The 24,954-nt window shown below is 38.2% G+C and carries 22 protein-coding genes; 4 read left to right on the top strand and 18 right to left on the bottom strand.

The window, feature by feature from the left end; translation table 11 throughout:
• Positions 1-305: 305 nt before the first annotated feature.
• The 3 genes from ilvD to B3D94_RS11160 form a co-directional block, all read right to left on the bottom strand.
• A complete protein-coding gene (gene ilvD, locus B3D94_RS11170) occupies positions 306-1,976 on the bottom strand; it encodes a dihydroxy-acid dehydratase (RefSeq protein WP_008180485.1) in 1,671 nt (556 codons plus the stop codon).
• Between the two features lie 369 nt (positions 1,977-2,345).
• Positions 2,346-3,668 carry a D-arabinono-1,4-lactone oxidase gene (locus B3D94_RS11165; protein ID WP_291757304.1) on the bottom strand — a complete coding sequence of 441 codons (1,323 nt, stop codon included), beginning with the start codon at positions 3,666-3,668 and terminating at the stop codon, positions 2,346-2,348.
• Positions 3,656-4,831 (bottom strand): amino acid deaminase/aldolase, encoded by a 1,176-nt coding sequence (locus B3D94_RS11160; RefSeq protein WP_291757303.1) that lies wholly within the window; start codon positions 4,829-4,831, stop codon positions 3,656-3,658. The genes B3D94_RS11165 and B3D94_RS11160 overlap by 13 nt, the downstream gene beginning before the upstream one ends.
• A 786-nt stretch (positions 4,832-5,617) precedes the next feature.
• On the opposite strand from B3D94_RS11160, the gene B3D94_RS11155 reads away from it, so the two are divergent.
• The gene (locus B3D94_RS11155) at positions 5,618-5,875 is read left to right on the top strand and encodes a GlsB/YeaQ/YmgE family stress response membrane protein (protein WP_004231402.1); all 258 of its coding nucleotides are present in this window, start codon (positions 5,618-5,620) and stop codon (positions 5,873-5,875) included.
• A 35-nt stretch (positions 5,876-5,910) separates the two neighbouring features.
• Here the strand turns inward: B3D94_RS11155 and B3D94_RS11150 are convergent, their stop codons facing one another.
• The gene (locus B3D94_RS11150) at positions 5,911-6,609 is read right to left on the bottom strand and encodes a lytic transglycosylase domain-containing protein (protein WP_291757302.1); all 699 of its coding nucleotides are present in this window, start codon (positions 6,607-6,609) and stop codon (positions 5,911-5,913) included.
• 193 nt (positions 6,610-6,802) lie between these two features.
• Between B3D94_RS11150 and mscL the strand changes: the two genes are divergently transcribed.
• The 3 genes from mscL (at position 6,803) to B3D94_RS11135 (ending at position 9,814) form a co-directional block, all read left to right on the top strand.
• A complete protein-coding gene (gene mscL / locus B3D94_RS11145; RefSeq protein WP_008180473.1) occupies positions 6,803-7,192 on the top strand; it encodes a large conductance mechanosensitive channel protein MscL in 390 nt (129 codons plus the stop codon).
• Between the two features lie 343 nt (positions 7,193-7,535).
• Positions 7,536-8,651: a methionine biosynthesis PLP-dependent protein gene (locus B3D94_RS11140; RefSeq protein ID WP_291757301.1), complete on the top strand. Its 1,116-nt coding sequence runs from the start codon at positions 7,536-7,538 to the stop codon at positions 8,649-8,651.
• Between the two features lie 2 nt (positions 8,652-8,653).
• Entirely contained in the window at positions 8,654-9,814 is a 1,161-nt protein-coding gene (locus tag B3D94_RS11135; protein ID WP_069481827.1) for an aminotransferase class I/II-fold pyridoxal phosphate-dependent enzyme, read from the top strand.
• A gap of 50 nt (positions 9,815-9,864) precedes the next feature.
• Here B3D94_RS11135 and B3D94_RS11130 read toward each other — a convergent pair whose 3' ends face one another.
• From B3D94_RS11130 to B3D94_RS11065, 14 genes are all read right to left on the bottom strand, one after another.
• The gene (locus tag B3D94_RS11130; protein WP_069481828.1) at positions 9,865-10,296 is read right to left on the bottom strand and encodes an NUDIX hydrolase; all 432 of its coding nucleotides are present in this window, start codon (positions 10,294-10,296) and stop codon (positions 9,865-9,867) included.
• A gap of 281 nt (positions 10,297-10,577) precedes the next feature.
• Positions 10,578-10,916, bottom strand: a complete 339-nt coding sequence (locus tag B3D94_RS11125) for a cupin domain-containing protein (RefSeq protein ID WP_069481829.1) — start codon at positions 10,914-10,916, stop codon at positions 10,578-10,580.
• Between the two features lie 20 nt (positions 10,917-10,936).
• Positions 10,937-11,473, bottom strand: coding sequence for a hypothetical protein (locus B3D94_RS11120; protein WP_291757300.1), 537 nt, complete (start codon positions 11,471-11,473; stop codon positions 10,937-10,939).
• Positions 11,474-11,592: 119 nt separating this feature from the next.
• On the bottom strand, positions 11,593-11,745 hold the full coding sequence (locus B3D94_RS11115; protein WP_004231380.1) for a YpzG family protein: 153 nt from the start codon (positions 11,743-11,745) through the stop codon (positions 11,593-11,595).
• Positions 11,746-11,848: 103 nt separating this feature from the next.
• Positions 11,849-13,027 (bottom strand): amidohydrolase, encoded by a 1,179-nt coding sequence (locus B3D94_RS11110; protein WP_291757320.1) that lies wholly within the window; start codon positions 13,025-13,027, stop codon positions 11,849-11,851.
• 13 nt (positions 13,028-13,040) lie between these two features.
• Entirely contained in the window at positions 13,041-14,228 is a 1,188-nt protein-coding gene (locus tag B3D94_RS11105; protein ID WP_069481831.1) for a hypothetical protein, read from the bottom strand.
• Between the two features lie 560 nt (positions 14,229-14,788).
• Entirely contained in the window at positions 14,789-16,558 is a 1,770-nt protein-coding gene (locus tag B3D94_RS11100) for an AraC family transcriptional regulator (protein WP_291757299.1), read from the bottom strand.
• Positions 16,559-16,688: 130 nt separating this feature from the next.
• Positions 16,689-17,003 (bottom strand): DUF3784 domain-containing protein, encoded by a 315-nt coding sequence (locus B3D94_RS11095; RefSeq protein ID WP_083244702.1) that lies wholly within the window; start codon positions 17,001-17,003, stop codon positions 16,689-16,691.
• 11 nt (positions 17,004-17,014) lie between these two features.
• Positions 17,015-18,298 carry an alpha/beta hydrolase gene (locus B3D94_RS11090; protein WP_291757298.1) on the bottom strand — a complete coding sequence of 428 codons (1,284 nt, stop codon included), beginning with the start codon at positions 18,296-18,298 and terminating at the stop codon, positions 17,015-17,017.
• Between the two features lie 1,066 nt (positions 18,299-19,364).
• Positions 19,365-20,747 carry an argininosuccinate lyase gene (argH, locus tag B3D94_RS11085; protein WP_069481834.1) on the bottom strand — a complete coding sequence of 461 codons (1,383 nt, stop codon included), beginning with the start codon at positions 20,745-20,747 and terminating at the stop codon, positions 19,365-19,367.
• 80 nt (positions 20,748-20,827) lie between these two features.
• Positions 20,828-22,021: an argininosuccinate synthase gene (locus B3D94_RS11080; protein ID WP_058844532.1), complete on the bottom strand. Its 1,194-nt coding sequence runs from the start codon at positions 22,019-22,021 to the stop codon at positions 20,828-20,830.
• Between the two features lie 425 nt (positions 22,022-22,446).
• A complete protein-coding gene (locus B3D94_RS11075; protein ID WP_069481835.1) occupies positions 22,447-23,250 on the bottom strand; it encodes a CPBP family intramembrane glutamic endopeptidase in 804 nt (267 codons plus the stop codon).
• A gap of 86 nt (positions 23,251-23,336) precedes the next feature.
• On the bottom strand, positions 23,337-24,131 hold the full coding sequence (locus B3D94_RS11070) for a MerR family transcriptional regulator (RefSeq protein ID WP_069481836.1): 795 nt from the start codon (positions 24,129-24,131) through the stop codon (positions 23,337-23,339).
• Between the two features lie 73 nt (positions 24,132-24,204).
• Positions 24,205-24,954 (bottom strand): SDR family NAD(P)-dependent oxidoreductase, encoded by a 750-nt coding sequence (locus B3D94_RS11065; protein ID WP_069481837.1) that lies wholly within the window; start codon positions 24,952-24,954, stop codon positions 24,205-24,207.

Below are 24,954 nucleotides of genomic sequence, written 5' to 3'. Positions count from 1 at the left end.
GAAAAAGACTTTCCATGGTACCACCCTTTTTTATAGCAAATAATTGCTACCTCGCGAATAAATGACAGCATTTATACACCTATGCGGAAGATATCGCATCCAATAGGGTGTCTAAAACATTTATTCATTAATAACGAGCACTTTCGACTATGCCCGGAGCTATCTAATGGTGTAAACACGTTTAATAGCTCACTCCGAGGGGATGTCGGATCTAGTTGTATCGCCGGCTTCCAGCACGACCGGCTCTCTGGTAGATACAAGGCTCTAGAACCTTTAACCTCATCAACGTTTTCATTTATCTAGTTTTAAATCTTCATAACGCCACCAGTGGAAGCGTTCGTCACTAATTTTGAATATCTTGCGAGCCAACCACGTTTGATTTTAGGCTCAAAGACTGGTAATTTTGCACGACGTTCAGCTAAAACTTCCTCTGAAACTTGTAAATTAATCGTACGATTTGGTAGATCAATCTCAATCATATCTCCGTCTTCGACTAAAGCAATTGGACCACCTTCAGCAGCTTCTGGTGAAATATGTCCAATTGAAATACCGCGTGATGCCCCTGAGAAACGCCCATCTGTGATCAATGCCACTTTTGTACCAAGGCCACGACCTTGAATCGCAGATGTTGGCGCCAGCATTTCTGGCATTCCGGGGCCACCTTTAGGACCTTCATAGCGAATGACGACTACATGGCCCTCTTTCACTATTCCATTATCAATATTTTCTTGTGCTGCCTCCTGTGAATCAAAGACGATTGCTTGACCTTTGAATACTTGGATGGAGGGATCTACTGCGCCGACTTTAATCACTGAGCCTTCTGGTGCGATGTTACCGAATAACACCGATAAACCGCCTACAGCACTATATGGATTTTCTTTCGTTCGAATGACTTGATTATTCGTAATGTGATGATCTTTAACTAACTCACCCATTGTCACTCCTGCCACTGTTGGACGATTAGGATGTATAGCGCCTGGAATAGACACCAATTCATTAATAATGGCACTAACGCCACCAGCTTTATTAATATCATCCATTGAAATATCGGAAGCAGGCATGATTTTTGCTAAATAGGGTACTCGTTCTGCGACTTTATTAATATCCTCAATGTTGTAATCTATTTCTGCTTCATTGGCAATGGCTAATGTATGTAGAACCGTGTTAGTAGAGCCGCCCATAGCCATATCTAATGCAAAAGCATCGTCAATTGCCTCTTTTGTAATAATATCGCGTGGCTTAATGTCTTCCTTCACCATACGAATTAATTGTTTCGCCGCTTCTTTAATCAGCTTATGACGCTCTTCAGAAGTAGCTACGATTGTTCCATTACCTGGTAAAGCAACCCCTAGCATTTCCATTAAACAGTTCATAGAGTTTGCGGTAAACATCCCTGAGCAGGAACCACAAGTCGGACAAGCATTATTTTCAATATCTAATAGCTCTTCAGCAGACATATTTCCTGATTTATGAGCACCGACACCTTCAAAAACAGAAGTTAATGAAAGCTGTTTGCCTGAGGCAGATGTACCTGCCTCCATTGGACCACCCGACACAAAAATCGATGGTACGTTAGTACGAACTGCTGCCATAAGCATACCTGGTGTAATTTTGTCACAGTTTGGAATATAAAATACGCCATCAAACCAGTGTGCATTAATAACCGTCTCGGCTGAGTCTGCTATAATTTCACGACTTGGTAATGAATAGCGCATACCAATATGCCCCATTGCAATACCATCATCGACACCAATTGTATTAAATTCGAATGGAATACCACCCGCTTCAATAATGGCCTCTTTTACAACATCAGCGAACGTACGTAAATGAACGTGACCTGGTATTATGTCGATATAGGAGTTACAAACCCCAATAAATGGCTTGCCTAAATCTTTTGCTTTTACTTTGCCTGTTGCATATAAAAGACTTCGATGTGGCGCTCGATCTACGCCTACTTTTATCATGTCACTTCTCATTTTAAACGCCCCTCATTTATTGCTTTCCATACTATGTTCGTTGCTATATACAAAATCAAAATCTTCTGTCTATTTATTTTTTGTTTATAGATAACAGCTTTCTAGAGTACTACTGCTGTAACGAACGTGTTAAATTGTTGTTATCATAGTACGAAAAAAAGGTCTCGTCAACACTATTTTTTGAATTGTTTAAACAATTAAAAAAATCTGTCAAAATTGAAATCGTTTACATGCTGATTAAGCATCAGTTTTATCTCGCTTTGATAAAAATTTTGACATTTCGTTCAAATTTTAATTTTTTAAAAATATAGAACGATAATTTTCTAAATATGAACAGAGGGTTGGAAAGGACGGAAAAGGAGATAGCGCTTACAATAGAAATAATTTTTTTAAATATCCTGTAAAAAACACATGATTGGGATCATATTGGTGTCGAATGTTTAAAAACTTTTCAATTTCTGGATATAATTCATAAACCTTTTGAGCCGTTAAATGATGTTGTTTTCCCCAATGTGGACGACCTTTATATTTTTGCATTAACGTATGCACCCATTTAAAATAGGGCTCCTCTGACATTCCTTTATACATATGGAAGGCGATAAAGGCTGATTCACGCCCCTGTGTAGGGCTTAAAAAACCAGCTTCCCCTGCAGTTGTTCGACATTCTAATGGAAAATGAACATTAAAAATACCCTTTTTAAAGGTTGCATGAATTTCCTCTAGACAAGCTTCAAATTGAGATAATGGAATGGCATATTCACTTTCCTGGAACTTCACACTACGAGGTGAAGGATAAATTTCATAGCTTATACCTATTTTTTCACTTTCCACCACATTAGCCGCTGCTATTTTACTCATGGCACCACTTAAAGCTGGTTTCCACTTACAAAGCTCAGACATCGCAAAAAAAGCACCATTTTCTACAATTTGTAACTTAAGGTTTTCTATTTTCTTATTCCATTCACTTTGATAGACAGGAGCCACAACATTCATTCGCTTTACTTGAATCGTCTCACTACCAGGGAAATAAAACCATTCCACATGACGATGTTGTTGGATATCCTCTGCAAATCCGATGAGTCCATTAGCTAAAGTATCTCTTGCCCCCACATAATGCAGACCATATAATGGCATGACTTTGATCGTTACTTTGACAAGAATACCGAGCATTCCTAGCGAGACATGAAGCGCTTCAGATAAATCGTCCATTCCTCGTCGATGCTCCTGATAAGTTCCCGTCCCATCCACAAACCCCCACGACATGACGGTCGAGGATAAGGAACCAAGTGTAATCCCTGTGCCATGTGTACCAGTTGAAACGGCACCTGCAATAGTTTGCTCCTGAATATCTCCCATATTAATTAATGCAAAGCCATGCTTTGCTAACATTGGTCCAATTTCATATAAATAGGTTCCAGCCCATAATGTAGCCTCCTGCTTTTCCTCATTCACAGCGATTAATCCGCGCATATTATGTAAGGAAATAGCTATATGCTCCGGCATTGCCACAGCGCTAAATGAGTGTGCTGCACCTGTAACACGAATCGTCTTTGCTGATTCACGTGCACGTTTAACAATCATTGAAACCTCTTCAATAGAATGAGGTAAAAACATTTCACTTGGATAGGAAATAACATTCCCAGCCCAATTTGTCCATTTTTCTCCATTCTTCCACTTTTCTATAGAAAACATTGTCCATCCCCCCTGTAAGTTGTAAAAGGTCCTACATACTTGTCCCCTCGAACACCATGTAATAATTGGAATCGCTCACAAAGCTCCCCAGCCTTAGCATGTCGAAAATAAATGGTATCACCAATTTGAATGTTTTCCCCTTTGACCTTAATCGGTGTTTGCACCTCTCCGGCACCTTCTAAGCTAAGATATGCAAAATTGGTAGGTTCATAGAATACAGGTAACCGATCACTACCAATCGCACCGGAAGCTGTATATCCCCCACCATGACAAACAACGATATTTTTTTCAGGCTGTCTCGTGACACGTAAGGCAAATCCTGCTGCTTTTTCAAGCTGCAAATGGGTAAATTGATCAAAAAGAGCAGGGGCATAAAATGCAGAGCCAACCGTAATTTCAGTCACTTCTTTCTGTTGAGTTGTGTAAGTCATACTACCTGAGCCTCCTCCATTAATAAAACGTAAAGTTGGAAAGTAGGCTTTGATATGAGCTACAGCTAGTCGACGAAATTGAGTGACCTGCTTTTTCGCCTGTGCTTGCATGGCTTCTATTACTCTACCCTTTAAAACATTCGCTGGACGATTACCAACACCAGCGATTTGTGCCTCATAGCCCATAGCCCCAACTACTTCAATAGAAGGATTATTTTTTATTGCTTGCAAAAATGGAGTTAACGTCTCAAGGGAATATAATGATGAACGTTTCGTACCAAAGTACAATAATTTAAAATCATTTGAAACATTAATATCAATGCAAATTGGGACACGCACACCCATTTCATTCCCTAACTTCGCTAATAGTTGGATATGTTCATGTCGATCAACCATAAACGTAACGGTTTTCCCCTCTTGAACAAAGTGCAATAATTGACGTATAGCCGTCTCTTCCATCACTGGATAGCCTAGTAACAAATCATCGAACTGCTCCTGCAATAAAAAAATCGTCTCTGCTGCTGTGAAAGTCATAAATCCTATTACATTCTCAAGTTTGTTTTGAATATAGCGAAGCACCTCTACTGAACGAATCGATTTTGTTGCTAAACGAATTGGTTTTCCCCCACATGCATCCTGTACAATTTGAATATTTTTATCAAGTGCATCAAAATCCAACCACGCAAATGGCCGTTCCAAATGACAAAACGGTTGATCCCATCTTGTTGTCATTTAATCCCTCCCTTTTAAGTACTAAGTATTAGACATGTAATAGAATAATTCCTTTAATCAAAATAAAAACAACCGTGAGCAGTTAACTAACAATGCCTACACGGTTGTTTTAAAATGGGACAAACATTTCATTCACCTTTCTATTAAATTGGTTACGATGCGTATAGGAAATCCGCTGCTAGATTTAATAAAACTAACAAATGCAAGCCCGCTATTAGTAAACCTTGACGATTTAATCGTTTCATTACAGCCATATTCATATATACCACGCTCCTTTTTCACATTATATTCTTTTTTAGTTCATTTTTCAAACTATTCAAATAATGGAAAATTACCCATTTAAAAAGGCTACCTATAAGGAATGTGCTAAATAAAGTTATGCATGGGCGATCGAGGTGATGAATCAAAAATATTTTTTACGAATGAATAGGCTGTTTTTGCAGATAATTTTAGAAAAGGCTTATTCATTTCTTTCGAAAGTAGGTGAATGTATTTTAGGTACGATTTGAAGGCGCAAACATACTATAGAAGTAAGCGATAATCGGTGTATATATCATATAAAAGCTGTTCTATGTAATGTAGGCATTTTTGCAACAATTTATGCAGATGATTTGGCTGTCACTCCAGCTAACGATCAATTGACATGGTGAAAGAGCTTCAAGGTTTGACGACAGCCTGATAAAAGCATGTAATTATTACTAAAAAAGATGGCAACGTTTAATCTGCTTCATTCAGGGTATAACTAAGTAATCGCCATTATATCTTAACTTTAAGGAGATGAGAAATATGATTAGTTTCATTTGGTATTTAATCATCGGAGGGATTCTTGGATGGTTAGCAGGCGTAATTTTAGGTAAGGATGTACCTGGTGGTATCATCGGTAATATTATAGCGGGGATTGTCGGTTCTTGGATCGGTAGTATGGTTTTAGGGAACTGGGGTTGGAGAGTTAGTGATTTCTACGTATTCCCTGCGTTAATCGGTGCTATCGTGCTGATATTTATCGTAAGCCTTATTCTCAAAGGTATGCGTAAAGCGACTTAAATATGCGATGAAGAGCCATCCAATGTGATGGCTCTTTATTTTTCTTGATGTAAAAGGACTGCCGCTTTTAACTCATCATGATAAGCATTGTACAATTGATAGTAAGACAACACATTTTTCACATATTCCTCACTGTGGTTATATTGAAAAACTGCCTTTTTAATGTCACCTTTTGCCGCACCATATTTCGACAAGTAATTAGCTGCACTAAAAACGGCATCCTCTATGTCATATGGGTCTGCAATCCCATCCCCATTTGCATCAACACCATATCCCCCATATTTCGCAATGATCTGCGGGCTCATTAACTCTGTCTTGGAAATATTCCCCTTCCCTAAACCTGAGCAAGTGGGATGCTTCCAGCCAACAAATGTGCAAGGCATAAATTGCATATGCCCTTCTGCGCCTGCTGACGATACCATCGTTTTCACCGTCGAAAAACGAGTCTCAATTCGATGGTGTGCAGCAAGTAGGGTCCACGGTACGCCATACTTCTCCTCGGCCGCTATGTATACAGGAATAAATTTTTCAGGAATGCTTATATCAAAATGCTCCTGAATTTCTTCTATTGCCTTTTCCTGAGCAAGCTTTTCAAAAATCGGTAAGGTTTGAAGCTCTTTCCAAGCAAAAAAAGTAAGGACATATACGGTTATTGCAATTGGAATCAATAATGCTATCATACCCAATTTTGTCGCGGGTGATAACATCGGTTTGTTATTCTTTTTTTTAGCCATAAGTCACACCTAATCTAGTAGTCTACTTCCATATTACCAAATTTCTCGAAATAAGTAGTGAAATTTTTTAAGTCATACAACCTAGCAGCGTAGGACATCATTTCCACTACGAAAGCAGTTGAAAGACTTGGGAAAAATATAGTAAAATACAAATTGATTAATTTTAAGGATCATAATAGGGAGGAATTTTATTTTGTGGAAAGACTTTAAAGAATTTGCGATGAAAGGCAATATTATCGATTTAGCAGTAGCAGTTGTCATTGGTGGTGCTTTCGGTAAAATTGTAACCTCCTTAGTTGAAAATATCATTATGCCATTAGTTGGTGTGTTAACAGGTGGTATTGATTTAACAGCAAGCTTTGTCTATGGCTCAGGTGACGCTCAAATCAAATTAGGTGTATTTTTACAATCAATTATTGATTTTTTAATTATTGCGTTTGCAATTTTTATGGCTTTACGAATTATGACGAAGCTTACCAATAAAAAGGAAGAAGCAGTCGTGGAAGAACCAACTCCTGAGCTCGATGCCAAGGAAGAGCTTCTAAAAGAAATCCGCGATTTATTAAAAAAAGAACAAGCCTAGTATCTATCGCTAATTCGAATCTGTCTCATTCCAATGAGGCAGATTCTTTTTCATTAGCAGAAAAATACCTCCAATGGCTTTTCTTTAAATCCACATTACTCCCTCAACGATTAATGAACTTACTTCCAGTGAAGCCGCATTGTCGGACATAGAAATGATCCATTCCCCACTATAACCTACTATTCCTACGTGATTAACATAAAATAATCTAGCTAATTTTCTGAAATCACCCTTGTTCTTCTTGAATATCCATGTTAAATTGGTAACAATTATTGAGATTACTACTATTAAATGAAAAGCGAATAGTCCCGCTTTACATAATATTGGAGAAAAGAGTGACGTCATGACATTGAACAGAAGCATTGAAACAAAACTTGTACAACTAGGTAATTTAAGTGACCCAACAACGGGAGCGGTTAGTCCACCTATCCATTTATCAACGGCTTATAAACATGCTGGGATTGGGGAATCTACAGGCTTTGACTACACACGTACAAAAAATCCAACCCGTGCTCTTTTAGAAGCAGGCTTTGCTGATTTAGAGGGTGGCGATATGGGCTTTGCCTGTAGCTCTGGGATGGCTGCCATCCAATTAGTATTATCTATATTTAAACCAGGCGATGAATTAGTGGTGCCAGATGATTTATATGGCGGTACATATAGACTATTTAACTTCTTCCAAGAGACATATAATATTAAGCCTGTTTATTCAAAATTTGAATCAGTCGAACAGGTAGAAGCATTAATAAATGAAAATACACGTGCATTATTCATCGAAACACCAACGAATCCGCTTATGCAGGAATTTGATTTACAAGTATATGCTGAGCTTGCACATAAGCATGGTGCATTGTTAATTGTAGATAATACATTCTATACACCATACTTCCAACGTCCTATTGATTTGGGAGCAGATATTGTGCTTCACTCTGCAACAAAATATATTGGCGGGCATAATGATGTCTTGGCTGGGATCGTGGTAGCTAAAGGCACAGAATTAGCGGAACGCATTGGTTTTATTCATAATGGTAGCGGCATGGTGCTTGGTGCTATGGATTCTTGGTTACTTATTCGTGGCTTAAAAACAATGCACCTTCGCTTAAAACAACATGATGCCAATGCTAAAGCCATTGCTGCTTATTTAGAGGACGAGGCACTAGTTACCGATGTCCTTTATACAGGAAAAGGTGGTATGCTGTCATTCCGCTTACAAAAGCCTGAGTGGATTGACCCATTCCTTCGTAACTTAAAGTTAATTACTTTTGCTGAAAGTCTCGGTGGTGTGGAAAGCTTTATTACATACCCAGCTACTCAAACACATGCAGATATGCCTTATGAAGAACGAGTTGAACGTGGCGTTTGCGATCGTTTACTACGCTTCTCAGTTGGTATTGAGGAGGCAGAAGATTTAATCGCAGACTTACGACAAGTATTTGATATCCTAAGAAAAGAGGCATAATAATGAAGCAACATATTGAAACTAGCCTCATTCACGCGGGTGTTCGTGATGGCTACTCAAATAAAAAGGGGGCAGTCAATGTTCCTATGTACCTTTCCTCTACTTTCCACCAAGAGAGTATTGATGAGTTTGGCGAATATGATTATGCTCGTTCCGGTAACCCTACGCGCGATGCTCTAGAAAAAGCGATAGCAGAGCTTGAAGGTGGAGTTCGTGCCCATGCCTTTTCTTCAGGGATTGCTGCCGTTTCAGCAGCTTTAATGCTGTTATCACAGGGCGACCATATCGTCATGACTGAAGATGTTTATGGTGGAACATATCGTTTTGTGACAAAGGTATTACCGCGCTTTGGCATTTCCCATACTTTTGTAGATTTCACGGATTTAGCAGCCGTGGAAGCCTCTATAACGCCTGCTACAAAACTGCTTTATATGGAAACACCATCTAATCCAACGCTAGGCATTACAGATATTCGTGGTGTAGTAGAACTGGCGAAACAACACCAGTGTCATACATTTTTGGATAATACATTTATGACTCCATTACATCAACGTCCGTTAGAATTAGGTGTTGATGTCGTTATTCATAGTGCGACGAAGTTTTTATCGGGGCATTCTGATATTATTGCAGGATTAACAGTCACAGCTGATGAAAAACTTGGACAGGACTTATACTTTATCCAAAATTCATTTGGCAATATTTTGGGTGTACAGGATTCATTCACACTCTTGCAGAACATTAAAACGACAGATGTACGATTTAGTCGTTCTGCACAATCTGCTCAAAAAATTGCCGAGTTTTTAGCAACTCATACACTAGTTGAACAAGTCTATTACCCTGGCCTCTCCTCACATCCAGGTCATGACATCCATCAGCGTCAAAGTACAAGCTCTGGAGCAGTTTTATCCTTCCGCTTACCAAGCTATGCTTCGGCAAAAGCATTGGTCGAGGCAATGAAAATCCCAGTTTTCGCTGTCTCACTTGGTGGTGTGGAATCCATTCTTTCCTACCCGGCAAAGATGAGCCATGCCGCTATGGAGCCTGAGCAACGTGCCAAACGTGGGATCACAGATGGACTTTTACGTTTTTCTGTAGGACTCGAGCATGTAGATGATTTAATAGCCGATTTTGCACAAGCTTTAGAAGTCGCTGCAAAAGCTTAATCAAATAAACGTTAAAACCGCGCCAATAATGACGCGGTTTTTCAGTACGTTCAATTTTTCACCTTAGCCAATACGCGATATAAATAATCGCCATGCCCCTTTGCTAACAAAGTATCTTGCTCAGCTGATATCCAGTAAAAAGAAAAAAGTAAATCTGCTTCATTCAACCCAGTAGGATAATGGTGCCAGGTTTCCTTTGTCTCATCGGAGGTAGTTAAATGATAAAAATAACGCTTCTGTAAAACACCTGATGGATGGTTAAAATAATCCTGTGCAATAAGCCCTTGAACAACAAGTGTTGTTAGGCCTGTCTCCTCCAACATCTCCCGCTTTACGGCCTCTAATGGTGTTTCCCCTTCTTCAATGGTACCTTTAGGAACTTGAATACCTGCCCCTACTGTATTTTGTTCAAATACTAGAACTTGAATTTGTTCCCCGTGCTCTCTTGTAATATAGCCAAATGCTTTTTCAACTACTTGCATGAAGTCTTCCCCCTATCTAATTGTGCGGTACAATAAAGATAAAAATTGGAATAGCAGGTGAAAAGTGTTGACACTTATTATACGTCAGATGCAAGAAAATGACATTACTTTTGTACAAGAAATTACTAGTCGAAGTCGGCATCATACCTCCCTCTAAAATCGCATCTAGTCCCCGATTTTAGAGTGTCTTATTGGACTATCATCATCAGAGCAGTGATTGGCATACATTTTTCAGTCTTATGCATTCTGCTATTTGCCCAGTACTCTACCCACGTTCTTATTTATGTAAGATTAATTTGTTCGGCCTGAATGACAAGCGCTGTTAATCCTGATATACTGCCAGATTCATGTGCTTGTCCTTGTTGCCAAAGAACGCCATCTCCTGTTGCAATATCGACTCTTTTTCCATCCTCACCACAAACCCAGCCTTCACCTTGAATAACAATAAATAATTGTGGCACAGGTGCTTCATGCATGCCTACTACACCATTTGGCTTAATATAGATAAATCCGATATTCGTGGGAACTACCGTTTTCATGATTTTTTGATAAAACGCATTTAAGGACTGATATGAGTGAATTTGATTCGCTAAATCTTGAGTAAAATGAAATAGTTGCATCTAATTTGATTCCTTTCACGCTATGCTAATTCTTCCTGAGCAAATGCTAATAATGTCCCATCTTCTTTTTTGTAATAAAAAGCAAATGCATCATAGCCATTTTTTTTTACCGTCTCCCAATCTGTTGTTTCACCATTCATTAACTGTACATTTCCTTGTTCATCCATCTCATAGTCATCCGCTTCTTCATCATAATCAATGTTGTAGAAAAATGATAAGATAACTTCAGTGGCGGGCATATTATATGGCTGAAGAGGACGGTTGCCACGTTGTTCTTCCGTATAGTCATCACAAAACAACGCATTATAACCATGTAAAGTCGCATCAAAAAGCAAAATTTCCTCTGCTGTTAAAGGGTCCTTGGCAATGATTTTAGCAGTCGAACCTGAAATGAATGGTAAAACCTCTCCTTCTAAGGCTAATAAATCACCGTAATACCAAATTTCAAATTGCTTATTATTTGAACTAGAGCAAAGCTGTAATTGTGTTTCGACCCCTTCTGGCTGTTGAATCCTTTTTGCAAAATGCTGTAAATAAGTAGGAATAAGATTGTTCATAGTTGGCTTCACTCCCTTTTTATTCAATCCCTTTTCAGTATTATCATACAATAAATTTTACACAAAAAGAAAAGCCCAGAAAATTTCTGGGCTCGATGACACTTACTTTTCTAGCATGATTAAAACTGACGGGCCTTTGCTTCGCTTCGCAAGAGACGGTTATGAAGGGTTATCTCCGTTTCCCCGTTTACTTGCGATTTTGATCGCTTAATCCTTGACCAGTTGCGGTGGATTTTTTGAGATTTGGGGTCTAATTGTTCGAACCTACTCATTTTTCATCCTCCTCATCATTATAGATTTCATAAGTGAAATCTTTTTTATTATGACCAGCTGGGATGGAATTATACAACTTAAATAACCACTTACGTTTTCATATTATTTATTTTCTTTTAGCCAAGTTAATGCATATTGCACATATAATTCTGTTCCAATGCGTAAACCATCTTCGTCAATATCAAAATGACCATTATGATGGGCCCAGCGTGTATCTTTTTCTGTATTTCCAGAGCCTACTAATGCAAAACAGCCTGGCACTTCATCTAAGTAAAAGCTGAAATCCTCGCCACCCATTGTTGGGTCGTCTACATGATAAGCTTCAGAACCAAAATGCTCAATCGCTAAACGTTCAACTAAGTCGGCACTAGCATTATCGTTATTGACGGCTTGTGTACCATATTCATAAATAACCTCAGCTGTCCCACCATAGAGTGTTGCGACTTGATCAGCATAATGGCGAATTTGCGCCTCAATATGCGTACGAACTTCTTGATCGAAGCAACGCACAGTTCCTTCCAAAACAGCGTCTTCGGCAATTACATTGAAACGGGTACCGACATCCATTTTACCAATCGTTAAGACAGCTGGACGAAGTGGATTGACCGTACGCGATACAACCGTTTGAACATTCAAAGCAAAGGTCGAAGCAATCATCACTGCATCGATAGCATCATGTGGCGCTGCAGCATGACCGCCTTGCCCTTTGAAAGTTACTTTAAAAATATCAGCAGAGGCAAACGCGGGTCCTTTATTGCACTGAATTTTTCCAGTGTCTATTTGAGACCAAATATGAATACCGAATGCGTTATCTACACCTTCCATAGCGCCTTGCTCAACCATTGCTTTTGCCCCTGTAGCTACTTCTTCAGCAGGCTGGAAAATAAATCGAACTGTCCCTTCTATTTCGTCACGTACTGCATGTAAAGTTTTAGCTGCAATTAATAGCATGGCTGTATGGGCATCATGACCACAGGCATGCATCTTTCCATTTGTTTTAGATCGATATGGAATATCCTCTCGAATTTCATAAACGGACAAGGCATCCATATCCGCACGTAGGGCAACTGTTTTTCCTTCTTTGTCCCCTTTTAATTCAGCAATAATACCAGTGGGCTCTGTTCGTCTATAAGGAATACCGAGCTTATCTAAATAAGCTGCTACATAATTCGTTGTTTCATATTCCTCCCACGAAAGCTCCGGCTCACTATGTAATTTTTGACGAATCGCCACAAGCTCGCTGTTAAGATCTGCAATAATAGGTTTAATGTTACTCATGATTCCTCTCTCCTTTTTATAACCAATTGACGAAAATACCCGCTAAAATAACCGATGTTATCGTTACACTAATGAAGCCTCCAACAAGCATAGGTGGCAACATACGACTTAGCAGCATTTCACGCTCTTTTTCATCCGTCGTTGATGATTTCACTACTTCATTCGTTAAAATATAATCTGCGGGGAAACCGTATAGCGCTGTTAAGGAAACTGCAAACGCTAAGTTCGGGCTAACTTTTAATATTTTTCCTGCGATGAACGAGAAAATATACATGCCGACTACTGCTAGGGCAATAGAAACAACTAATGGCACAATAATTCGCATCAGCATTTCAGGGGTTGCCTGTTTTAAGCCATCGAATATAAAGAGCATTAAGCCCATAATGGCAAAGCCGAAGCCATTTGCTTTTTGTAACGGTTGTTTTTCTAAAAAGCCAAATGTTGAAGCAAGTACACCAAACACTAAGCACAGTACGAGTGCATTAACTGTTACAATTGGAGCCAATACAGTCGATGTACCGTAGGCCAATAAACCAACAAACGCCAATCGGAAAAATTTAAAGTATTCTGTATTATAATTTGCAGGTATCTTCCTAAATAATTTAGGCTGATCAGTAGCAAAGTTTTCTTCTTCCTGCACTTGTGAAATCGTATGTAGCGTACCTTGTTGGTGTTCTTTTAATAAACGTTTAGCTTCACGTTTTAATACAATTGAAGTAATCGGATACCCTGCAAATCCTTGAATGACATAAATAACAATTGCAAAAACTGCTAAATCCTCTAAGCCAGCTGCCGAGGCACCTTCTGACATGACTAATGCAGCCACAACTCCTCCAACTAATGGTGGAACTGCCACAATCATCGTTTTCAAATCAAAAATCATGGCGCCAATTGTAAATAAAATAGCAATAATTCCTACAATACCGGCCAATGAAATGACAATTGCTTTCCACTGGTTTTTCAATTCCTTGAGTGACAGAAGTGTCCCCATATTGGTAATTAATAAATACATTAACATCGTGGCAACTACTGGTCCAATCCCGGCAATACTAACAATATCTTCTGGGAAAAACGTCCAATATCCGATTAAAAATAATACCGCACAGACGAACACGGATGGAATCCAAGCCTTTGTTCTAGTTGCGACAATATCCCCGATGTAAAGAATAGCAAGTACTATCGTCAGTGCTAACATTTGAGACATATTAAATAATTCTCCTTACCTAGTAATTTTTTAATGTCCTCTATAATAATACTTATTATTCTAAAAATTCTATTTTTACAGAAAATAAGAAAAATAAATCTTTTTCGAGCATATTCGTGACACTAATTTTACGGTTTCCTAAATATTCAGCTTTTTAAGTATTTATAAAAAGTAGAACCATTCTTATAGTTCTACTTCATTTCATATATTCTATGCTACTAATATATATAAAATAGTCATACAACATGCATAAATTATTGTCATTAGGACCATTCTCAGCACAAACCCTCCTCTAAAACAAGCCATAGAGGAGGGTTTATAATTATGTTATAAAACAAGTCCAAGTCATGTTGGTCACTATTTTTTCTCTAATAAAACGTTAACAATTTTCTCAAGCTGAAGATCTAAAGAGTATGGATCTTCCATCACGAATTCATCATCGAATTCACCATACATATAAACATGGCCATTTTTCACTGCAGGGGCTCCTTGCCAAATAGGGCTGTTCAATATCTCCTCTGCATCTTCTTGCGAATTCACATAGACAAATACATGAGCACCTAAATACTCGGGCAGCACCTCTCTATCGAGATTTTTTCAAAGCCTTCTTTCATATTTAATGCTTGTCCTGTAGGAGGTAATTTCAACATCTGATAAATGGTATTACTACCATAATTCCCACCCTCAGCAGCTAACACAAACAAACCTGTAGGGCTTAATTGCACAATTGACACCGTTTCACCTTCCTTAATGATGCCTTCTATTTGTTTTCGAGCATCTTCTACCTTGCGTTCATATCCTTTTATCCATTCCTCCGCTTCTTGCTCTTTACCAAATACTTCAGCAATTCTTCTGAATTTTTCCAAAGGCCCTGCAGTTGAAAGTTCTTCCCAATAGGGGATAAAAACTGTCGTTCCAATTTTTTCATATTGTTCAATATTTTTTTCGATTGATCCAATAATTAAATCTGGCTCTAACATAATAAGTTTTTCCGGGTTCATTGGAAAATTACCTAAATTCTCAATTTTATCGAGTGTTTCTTTCGAAATGCCTGATTTTTCTATCCACCCTTCCGTTAACATCCCTTCACGAACCCCGATTGGAATAATGCCTAGCTTTAATAGTTGCCCCATATATTGATCAGCCGCTACACGTTGTGGGTGTGCTGGAATTTCAACATCACCTCTTGGCGTAGCAACAATTCTTGTTTTCCCCTCCTGCATCACTTCTTGTCCACTATTCGCCTTTGCTTCTTGATTGGCAGCTGGTGAGGCTCCATTTGTAGTTGTTGCATGTGAGCATGCAGTTAATAATAATGAGAGGCACATAAACAACGTCATGGCCGTTACTTTCATGTTTTTAAACTTCGACATTTCACTTGCTCCCTTTCGTTGATAATGATTTTCAATTTCACCATCAATATACCATTCGATATGGTTAGGGAGAATAGCATATCTTCTTCTCCTAAGTGGCAATTCTTCATCTTGGCTTTTTTGTTTCCACGCGCTTTTAAATTGAGCTGGAGAAATGCCCTTATGTCGTTTAAAGCTTCGACTTAATGAATAGCCATCAGGATAACCGACATGATCAGCAATGTCCTGTAATGTCGCATCTGTTTGTACTAATAATTTTGCTGCTTTGTTTATACGCATTACACCCAAATAATGAATCGGGCTAGTATGCATTTTTTCTTTAAACAGCTTAGATAAATAACCAACACTACAAGATAATTCCTGAGCCAGCTTTTCAAGCGTCAATGGCCTTTGATAATGTTCCTCCATATAACGAACTGCTTCTGTAACTATATCTGGCTTAATAGGGTGAATCCCCTGAGCATGCATTTGTCGTAGTAATTCATAAATATATTGATAAAACAACGCTTTTATATGTAAACGTTTCAGCTCTTTATCATTGGGTTGTAGCCAAACCGTATGCATCTGCTCCGCTTTATCAAGCAGCGTAAGTGGATTAGCTGGTGCGAAAGCATACTGATATTGGAACGGATTGTCGTTTTCCAACAAAGCGACAATTTTTTGTCGATTCGGTAACGGTAGAGTGGCTTTATAGAAAATCAGAAAATACTCAAATTCCTTCTCTGCTACAATCTGTATACAGCCCCCTTTTCCTGCATGAAGAGCATGAAAGGATTGTACCAAATGCCTATTTTTATCAACCCATATTTGAGCATCGCCTCTTTTTGTATAAAGAAAGGCATTGGTTGGCAATGGATAAGGGCCAAAAGCTTCTCCCTGTTCCATCATTATAAAACGTATATCCATTATTTTAATGTACGTGTGATTCCACAAAAGTATATGGTCGCTTAATTTCATTGAGCTCATGCACTCCTTCTAGTTTTACCATTGACATGGCTCTAGTTTAACAGAATTCTCGATAAATGATAATGATTCTCATATAAAGAAGGACTTGTCGTTGTTACGATCAAGTCCTTCTTTGTATTTTTTATCTTTTAAATCGATTGCCTGTGTTCATAAAGATCATTAAAAATATCGTAAGTACTACGAAAAGAACAAGACCTACAATAAATAACCACTGTGTTTGAAATATTTCGTTCAGCACCCATAAAAGTACACAAAAACAGTAGCCATACATCATCTTCCCCATAAATTTTGCAAGTGCAATTTCGTCATACATATCTTTTTCGTCAGGTGACATTGTGTTAAAGCCAGTAATTAAAAAAGTCCCTTTCCCCTGTGATAATACAAGGGCAAAAATGAGAAATGGAAGCATGATGATTAAATATACAAAGACACCCACAGTGAATCAGCCTACTTTCCATTAATAAATTGTTGAATAGCTGGTAGTAAATCCTCATGTAGTGGAAGTGTTGGATCTGCATAGGTTGCTAAATTCGCGGCATAGTCTTCTGGTGCCTTTTTCAACACATGGTTCATCCCCTCCATATAAAGAAGCTTTGCATCAGGGTTACCTTTCTTTAATGCCTCTGCATCGGCTTCCTTCACTTGTAAATCGGTCGTTCCTTGCACAAGTAGTACAGGACTCTTTACTTTTCCAAGCTCTGCGGCTGGATTATATTTTAACACGGAAATAAGGAAAGGCTGTACAGAAGGACGGAAGACTGCTTGTAATTCTGGCGAAATACTTTTCACTTGCTTCCCTTGCTTTAGAGCTGTCAAAATGTCCTTCGATTCTTTGAATAAATTTGGTGCTAGCTGACTTTTTAATTGCTCAACTAATACTTCATCCAACGGACGCCCAGCACCTGCAATCGAAACAAAGGATTCTACTCCTGTTTTTTGAGCCGCTAATAAACCAATTAATGAACCTTCACTATGTCCAATAACATGAACACTAGTATAGGCTTTATTAGCCTGCAATGATTGGATGATTTGCACTGCATCTTCAACATATTGGTCAAACGTCACATCTTCTTCTTTGGTCAAGAGCGCTTGATTATCCCCAATACCTCGTTTATCATAGCGTACAGTTGTGATTCCCTCCTGAGCCAAACCATCAGCAATCATTTTTAAACTATTATTTTTACCAGCTAAAACTGAATTACCATCCTTATCTGTCGGCCCTGAGCCAGCTATAATAACTGCGACTGGTGATGGAGATGTTGTATTGGCTTTTTGAAGAGCCACTATTAGGTCACCTTGCTGAACTGGAATCTTTAATGGTTCATAAGTTACTGGTTCCTCTTTATATGCCTTTAAGATAAGTGGGAAGGTCCCACCATTTTGTTGAAATGTAGCTTCTATTTGTTCATTTTTGAAAGTACCATTAATAGCAATTACTGAGCCGTTTAAATCAATGGAAACCGTTACCTGATCACCTGTATATTTCACTCTCTTTAACGGGAAATTGGATATGCCCTGTGCTGGGACGGATAGAGTACCACTATCTTTCTGTAAATCAACAATGATTGGTATCTGTCCATTCGGTGTTTCAATATTGCCTTCCCATTTTCCAATAAACTGTTCGCTCATGGCACTTTCCCCCTTTGTTTCTTTATGTTCAGCAATCGCTCCCTTTTGTCCACAGGCAGCTAAAAGTAAAAGCGTACAGCATAGCACAAACAATTTCCTCATTATAATCTCCCTCTCTATGTGAAACTTAATTGATTATCCAATCAATGCCTTATTTTTCTGAGCTTACAAGGATGGATCGTATGTATTGGGATAAAAAATGCCTACTATTTATAAGCATAATACCCCTACTTCCCTTGTTTTAAAATTCGCTGGAACAATTTTGTCATTTGCTCTTCTTCTAAACCCCAAGCAATTGCACAGTTATTCCATTAATCGATTGGCTAATTGAAACCAAATAGAATCTGTTCTATATAGAGTAGTACAGATTTTTTTCGTTGTCAATTGTAGGTATTTTTGGAGTTTAATTTGGTCACCTTCCTCCATTAATAAGTAGCATTAAAAAAGGACCCAGAATAATTCTGGATCCATGGACACTTATTGCTTCTATTTGATTTTTTACTGGGATGATTTACGCTTCACCTTAATCTACAGTGAAACAGAACTCTGCTTCACCTTTAGGCTTAAGTTTTAAGAAGCTTCAACCCTCCACAGCTGTGGCGGACTTTCCTGAGATTCTTGGTCTTTGGGTGTTTGACTATTACTCATTCTGCATCCTCCCCATCAGTTTAGATTAATAAGTGTTTCCGCTCTTATTATGAACCATTGCCCATTTGTTTATGCATGAATATAATCTTTTCTTTGGCGTACAATCATTCCTTATAAGAATCCCTCTACCATTACAATTGCTGAGAAGCGACAATTATTAAGTGCTGATCGTGCATAGACACCGCCATTCGAAAATTCAATAATCATTTTACGTAAACCGATTCTATATCTACTTATGTTTTGTATTCGACCATCCTTGCTGCATCTTCCTTTGTGATCTTTTGTTTATTTGTTTCAAGCCCTTTAAAAAAACCTTCAACTATTTTGTCCTCTTACCACGTTTTCATACAAAAACCCCAATTCTGCGTCTCCAGAATTGGGGATTGTCCTTCACGTATGTAAGGTACTCTTTTTCACGTCACCCTCCGGCTCTGTTGAAAAAGGATAAGGTTTTCATAGCGCCTCACAGGACAGCTTTAATGAATATCTATGCAAAAGTCACGAGGACATGCACGCAAAATTAATGTTGGACGACTAGACAAGCTTGAGCTTTTTCAATTTGAATTTTGACTTGGTCAAAGCCAGTTCCCCCAAGAGAGTGACGGCGTCGAACGGCCGCTTCTGGCGCTAACACATCATAAATATCCGAATCAATTAGCTCGCTTTCAAGCTTCATCTCATCCAATGGTAAATCTAATAAGTAAATGCCTTTTTGAATACATGTGAACACAAGTTTACCTGTTACTTCATGTGCTTCACGGAATGGCATACCTTTTGTAGCAAGGTAATCAGCTAGTTCTGTTGCATTCGAGAAGTCAGTATGAACAGCTTGCTGTAAGCGTTCCGTATTGACTGTCATCGTACGAACCATACCTTCAAAGATTTTCAGAGAACCAAGAATCGTATGCACTGTATCGAACATGCCTTCTTTATCTTCTTGCATATCTTTGTTGTACGTTAATGGTGTCCCCTTTAAAACAGTTAACAAGCCCATCAGATTTCCATAAACACGCCCTGTTTTGCCTCGAATGAGCTCAGCCATATCAGGATTTTTCTTTTGTGGCATAATGGAAGAACCTGTTGAAAAGGCATCATCCAATTCAATAAATTTAAATTCATCTGTAGACCATAAAATAATCTCCTCAGCAAAGCGAGATAAATGTGCCATTAACAAGGATGCATTGCTTAAAAATTCTACAATAAAGTCACGGTCACTTACAGCATCCATCGAGTTGGCATAAACCTCACTAAATCCAAGCAATTCTGCAGATTTTAAACGGTCTATTGGGAATGTTGTCCCTGCCATTGCTCCTGCCCCTAATGGTAAAATATCAATACGTTTGATGGATTCTGTGAAACGTTGCTTATCACGCTCTAGCATCCAAAAATAGGCCATTAAATGGTGGGCAAAAGATATCGGCTGAGCTCGTTGTAAATGTGTATAGCCTGGGGCAATCGTTTCAATATGCTCCTCGGCTTGGACTAATAAAGTTTTTTGGAATGTAGCAATTAAATCAATCGTTTCCTGGACACGCTTTTTCAAAAAGAGATGCATATCCGTCGCAACTTGGTCATTGCGGCTACGTCCTGTATGTAGTTTGCCACCAACAGGACCAATTAAATCAATTAGCATTTTTTCTAAATTTAAATGTATATCTTCATTAGCAATACTAAATTCAAGCTCACCTGCTATTGCCTTTTCTTTCAGTTGGGCAAGACCACTAAGTATGGCCTCTACATCAGCTGTTGGTAAAATCCCTGTTGCGCCAAGCATTGTGACATGTGCAACACTACCTTCAAGGTCCTCTAACACAAGTTGTTGATCAAAGCCAATGGATGCACCAAATTCATCTACCCATGCTTCTGCTGATTTTTGGAAACGTCCACCCCAAAGTTTTGTCATGTCAGCTCACCTTTTCCTTTAGTACTTTTTAAAAGGTGTAGGTCAAGCACAAAGGCCCCACCACACCTTGCTTATTACGATTACTTTTTATTAACAGATGAGTTCACTACAGTTGGTAGACCCCATAGTTCGATAAAGCCTACAGCGGAAGCGTGATTGAATTGGTCTTCCTTCGAATATGTGGCTAATTTTTCGTTGTATAGTGAATTTGGTGATTTACGTCCTTCTACAATGGCATGCCCTTTGAATAATTTCACACGTACTGTACCGTTCACATATTGCTGTGATTGTGCAAGGAATGCTTCAAGTGCATCACGTAATGGGGAGAACCATAAACCATCGTAAATTAATTCAGATAGTTTTTTCTCAATAACTGGCTTGAAGTGTGCTAATTCTTTGACAAGCGTTAAATCTTCAAGCTCTTTATGAGCCGTTAACAGCACCTTAGCACCAGGAATTTCATAAACCTCACGAGATTTAATGCCTACTAAACGATTTTCAACGTGATCAATACGTCCAACGCCATGTGCACCTGCTACTGCGTTTAACTCCTGAATTAAATCAGCCAGTTTCATTTCTTTTCCGTTTAAAGCAACTGGTTTACCAGCAATAAATTCGATTTCCACATACTCTGCTTCATTTGGTGCGTTTTCTACTGAAACAGTTAAGCCATAAGCTTCTTCTGGTGGAGATACCCATGGATCTTCCATAATGCCAGCTTCATTTGCACGACCCCATAAGTTTTGGTCAATTGAAAATGGAGAATCTAATGTTGCAGGAATAGGTACATTATGTTTCATCGCATATTCAATTTCCTCATCACGGCTCCAGCCCCACTCACGTACTGGTGCTAATACCTCTAGATCTGGATTTAATGCTTTAATAGAAACTTCAAAACGAACTTGGTCATTGCCTTTACCTGTGCAACCATGAGCTACAGCATCTGCACCTACTTGGTTTGCAATCTCTACTAATTTTTTGGAGATTAATGGACGAGAAAGAGCTGACACTAATGGATACTTTTGTTCATACCATGTGTGTGCTTGTAATGAAATCAATGCATAGTTTTCTGCAAATTCATCCTTTGCATCCACCATATAAGACTCAATTGCACCTACTTGCAGAGCTTTGTTTTTTACAAACTCCAGATCTTTCCCTTCGCCTACATCAAGACATACCGCAATAACGTCCCAACCTTGTTCTTTTAACCATGGAATTGCTACTGAAGTATCAAGTCCTCCTGAATATGCTAGTACAACCTTTTTATTTGCCATAAATAATGCGCCTCCATTGCTCTATAGATATGTATGTTTATACATTCAATTAAAAGTTTATACACGAATAGTATCATGTTATAAAAATAAAAACAAGTGTATTTTTATAAATTAATAGACTTTTATTTTTCTTATAAAAAGTCACTTTATCTATACATTACTCTAAAGAAACTCAATGATATTTACTCGAAAAAACGTTTTTTTTACTATAGACATAAATGTATACTTTATAAATTACAACAAAAAAGAATCCAATGTATAAATTGGATTCTTGTAACGCTACTAATGGATAAATAAACGAACTATCCATACTGCCTCTAGTTTTCGTCTTAATTGGTCTTTGGGACAAATTGGACAATTATTTACAAGCGAGGAGCAGCTCAAGCCCAAAGTTATGTGGAAATCACAGCTTTTACTTTATTATGTCATTGGCTAAGTTTATTAGACCAAACCTTCTTTGGATTCATCAGTATAAGTAGAAAGGCTGCTATTGAATACAGGATAGCGTTATACATCATTAAAATAATTAAATTCTCGTTTATAATGCCTATAAAAAAATTGAAGAATTGATGGATCATTATAGGAATGATTAAATTTTGATTAATTGTATAAAAGGCTGTCATGATGATGGTCGTTGAAATGATGGAAAGCATAAAGAATACGATGTATTTCAGTAGCTCAAGCCCTGTAAACCCTGTAGTGAACCAAATAGGTAAATGCCAAATTCCCCACCAAAACCCTATGATGATCGCAGATTGCAGTGATCCGTATTTCTTTTGGAGCTCAAGCAATGCAAAGCCTCTCCACCCTAATTCTTCTCCTATAGGTCCTGACAACAGGTTTTTAAAGAAATAATAACTAAGCATTCCCCAGGAGGAAATAGTAAAAATCGCGTCAGCTTTAGCATTATTCATAACAAGAAGTAAGATGATCATAAAGATGGTGGCTTGAATGAGCAGGACAGACAGAATGACAGAAAATCGAAGTTGATTTTTAAATTTTTGTTTCACGAAAGGTAAAAAATGCTGCCCTGGATAAATTTTTGGAAATAGTATGGCAAAGGCAAAAGTCGATGACCATGCTGATAGACAGCGGACTATATCGAATACCCATGTTGGAAACCCTAACATTTTGACGGCTCCTACAAGGCAAAAAAGTGGCAAAAAGATGATATTAGTTAAGATAATGAAACTCGCTACCGGTCTTTTTAGCTTCTTTTTTTTGTTCATATAATAAATCCCCCGTTTCGTTCTGAATACTTTCAGCTTAAACCTAGGGGTTGCTCACAGGTCAATACATATTTATATCTATCACTCTATTTTATGGGAACATACATTTCTAAAAAAATTCGTTCTAGTCCTCCCTCGAAAGTGGCTAGTAATAAGTTAATATAAACGAGGCCTAAAAGTTCATAGCCATTTTCTTTAGCTACTCTTCTAATTGTCGCTTCCACTTGATCGTCTGTATTTTTGCCCCCCGTCGACCATCTTCCATCTTCAATTACCGTATATAAACATTTTGGATGATATAAAATTTGCTCTTCTAAGGTTTTCTCGTTTTCTTCTAGCTTTCGCACAATCATAAATTTATCTTCCTGCATGCCTTGTTCATTAAACTGTATCACTCTTCTTAATGAAGTCAGGATAACCGCTTTTTTTAAACTGTCTGTGTTTTCTTTAAGTGCGTCATATTCTTCATAAGCTGTATAATGGTCTATTACTCCTAACATGGCTAGAGGTTTCATTTCTTTTATCGTATAGGTACCTAAATATTGTTGAATTTTTTGGCAATCTTCTTTAGCATTTTGGAGTTTTTTTAACAGTAGGTTTTTATAGGCTATCTCCTCTAATACCTGTTGTTCTTTCTCCTCTAATAGATGTTGGATTCCCTCAATGCTCATGCCTTTTCTAACTTCTTGTATTCGTTTAATTTCTAAATCCAATTCTCGATAGAAATTGACGGTTGTTAAATGATATATATCCAATTGATTATATGTTCGATAGCCATTTTCACTATTTTGTTGAGGCTTGACCAATTCCTTTTCCTCATAATATTTGATCGTATCTCTAGAAATGCCTAAAAATTTTGCCACTTGTCCAATTGTATACATAATAACCTCCTTTTCTTTGCCAGTATGAAAAAACTGTAGACATGCAAAGAACATGTTTACAGTAAGATATTAATTATTTTTTATGGAAAAATGATTTCCCTAACAACTCAATGGTTGCAGGTGCCAGTGCATACAGTTTACTCGATAGCCCCATGATTTTTGGTAGGTTGACCTCTCGCACTGGGCGTTCAATTGTTTTAATTGTCGCCTGTGCCACTTCATCAGCTGATAATAGAAATCTCCCTAAAGATGCACGATAGCCACTTTGATCATTGGCCTTGTCTAAAAATGGTGTATCAATCGGACCAGGGTGGATAGCCGTTACTTTTACATGATATGGCGCAAGCTCCATGCGTAGTCCATTTGTAAATCCTACAATTGCATGTTTGGTAGCTGCATAAACACTTGCTTTCGGAGTAGCGACCTTGCCAGCCTGAGACCCAATAAAAATCAAATGCCCTTGATTTCGCTCCATCATCGTGGAAGCTAACCGTTTAGCAAGGTAAATAGGTACACTAATATTCAATTCAATCATTTGTGCAATATCCTCATCCATTAACTTTGGAGCCTCAGCAAACTTTCCAACACCAGCTGAAAGGATGGCAACATCAATGGGTGGAAGCTGCGCACAAACAGCGTCGAGTGTATGTAAATGGGTTAAATCAGCTTGAATGACTTTGGCTCCCAAACGTTCTAAAACTTTTAAAGCTACAGCATTGCGACCTGTAGCATAAACGGTATGACCTTGCGCTACTAGTAACTCCGTTATTTTTAAGCCTACACCACTTGTTGCCCCTGTCACAAAGATCGTCTTACTATTCAT

Origin of the sequence: Lysinibacillus sp. UBA5990 (assembly GCF_002429815.1) — a bacterium.
Lineage (GTDB): Bacteria > Bacillota > Bacilli > Bacillales_A > Planococcaceae > Lysinibacillus > Lysinibacillus fusiformis.
This window is presented reverse-complemented; position numbering and strand designations above follow the sequence as displayed.

What these genes read in the sequence shown, in the direction of transcription:
- ilvD (WP_008180485.1), bottom strand. Translation starts at nt 1,976, where the DNA reads ATGAGAAGTGACATGATAAAAGTAGGCGTAGATCGAGCGCCACATCGA.
- B3D94_RS11165 (WP_291757304.1), bottom strand. Translation starts at nt 3,668, where the DNA reads ATGTTTTCTATAGAAAAGTGGAAGAATGGAGAAAAATGGACAAATTGG.
- B3D94_RS11160 (WP_291757303.1), bottom strand. Translation starts at nt 4,831, where the DNA reads ATGACAACAAGATGGGATCAACCGTTTTGTCATTTGGAACGGCCATTT.
- B3D94_RS11155 (WP_004231402.1), top strand. Translation starts at nt 5,618, where the DNA reads ATGATTAGTTTCATTTGGTATTTAATCATCGGAGGGATTCTTGGATGG.
- B3D94_RS11150 (WP_291757302.1), bottom strand. Translation starts at nt 6,609, where the DNA reads ATGGCTAAAAAAAAGAATAACAAACCGATGTTATCACCCGCGACAAAA.
- B3D94_RS11140 (WP_291757301.1), top strand. Translation starts at nt 7,536, where the DNA reads ATGACATTGAACAGAAGCATTGAAACAAAACTTGTACAACTAGGTAAT.
- B3D94_RS11135 (WP_069481827.1), top strand. Translation starts at nt 8,654, where the DNA reads ATGAAGCAACATATTGAAACTAGCCTCATTCACGCGGGTGTTCGTGAT.
- B3D94_RS11130 (WP_069481828.1), bottom strand. Translation starts at nt 10,296, where the DNA reads ATGCAAGTAGTTGAAAAAGCATTTGGCTATATTACAAGAGAGCACGGG.
- B3D94_RS11125 (WP_069481829.1), bottom strand. Translation starts at nt 10,916, where the DNA reads ATGCAACTATTTCATTTTACTCAAGATTTAGCGAATCAAATTCACTCA.
- B3D94_RS11120 (WP_291757300.1), bottom strand. Translation starts at nt 11,473, where the DNA reads ATGAACAATCTTATTCCTACTTATTTACAGCATTTTGCAAAAAGGATT.
- B3D94_RS11115 (WP_004231380.1), bottom strand. Translation starts at nt 11,745, where the DNA reads ATGAGTAGGTTCGAACAATTAGACCCCAAATCTCAAAAAATCCACCGC.
- B3D94_RS11105 (WP_069481831.1), bottom strand. Translation starts at nt 14,228, where the DNA reads ATGTCTCAAATGTTAGCACTGACGATAGTACTTGCTATTCTTTACATC.
- B3D94_RS11100 (WP_291757299.1), bottom strand. Translation starts at nt 16,558, where the DNA reads ATGAAATTAAGCGACCATATACTTTTGTGGAATCACACGTACATTAAA.
- B3D94_RS11090 (WP_291757298.1), bottom strand. Translation starts at nt 18,298, where the DNA reads ATGAGGAAATTGTTTGTGCTATGCTGTACGCTTTTACTTTTAGCTGCC.
- argH (WP_069481834.1), bottom strand. Translation starts at nt 20,747, where the DNA reads ATGACAAAACTTTGGGGTGGACGTTTCCAAAAATCAGCAGAAGCATGG.
- B3D94_RS11080 (WP_058844532.1), bottom strand. Translation starts at nt 22,021, where the DNA reads ATGGCAAATAAAAAGGTTGTACTAGCATATTCAGGAGGACTTGATACT.
- B3D94_RS11075 (WP_069481835.1), bottom strand. Translation starts at nt 23,250, where the DNA reads ATGAACAAAAAAAAGAAGCTAAAAAGACCGGTAGCGAGTTTCATTATC.
- B3D94_RS11070 (WP_069481836.1), bottom strand. Translation starts at nt 24,131, where the DNA reads ATGTATACAATTGGACAAGTGGCAAAATTTTTAGGCATTTCTAGAGAT.
- B3D94_RS11065 (WP_069481837.1), bottom strand. Translation starts at nt 24,954, where the DNA reads ATGAATAGTAAGACGATCTTTGTGACAGGGGCAACAAGTGGTGTAGGC.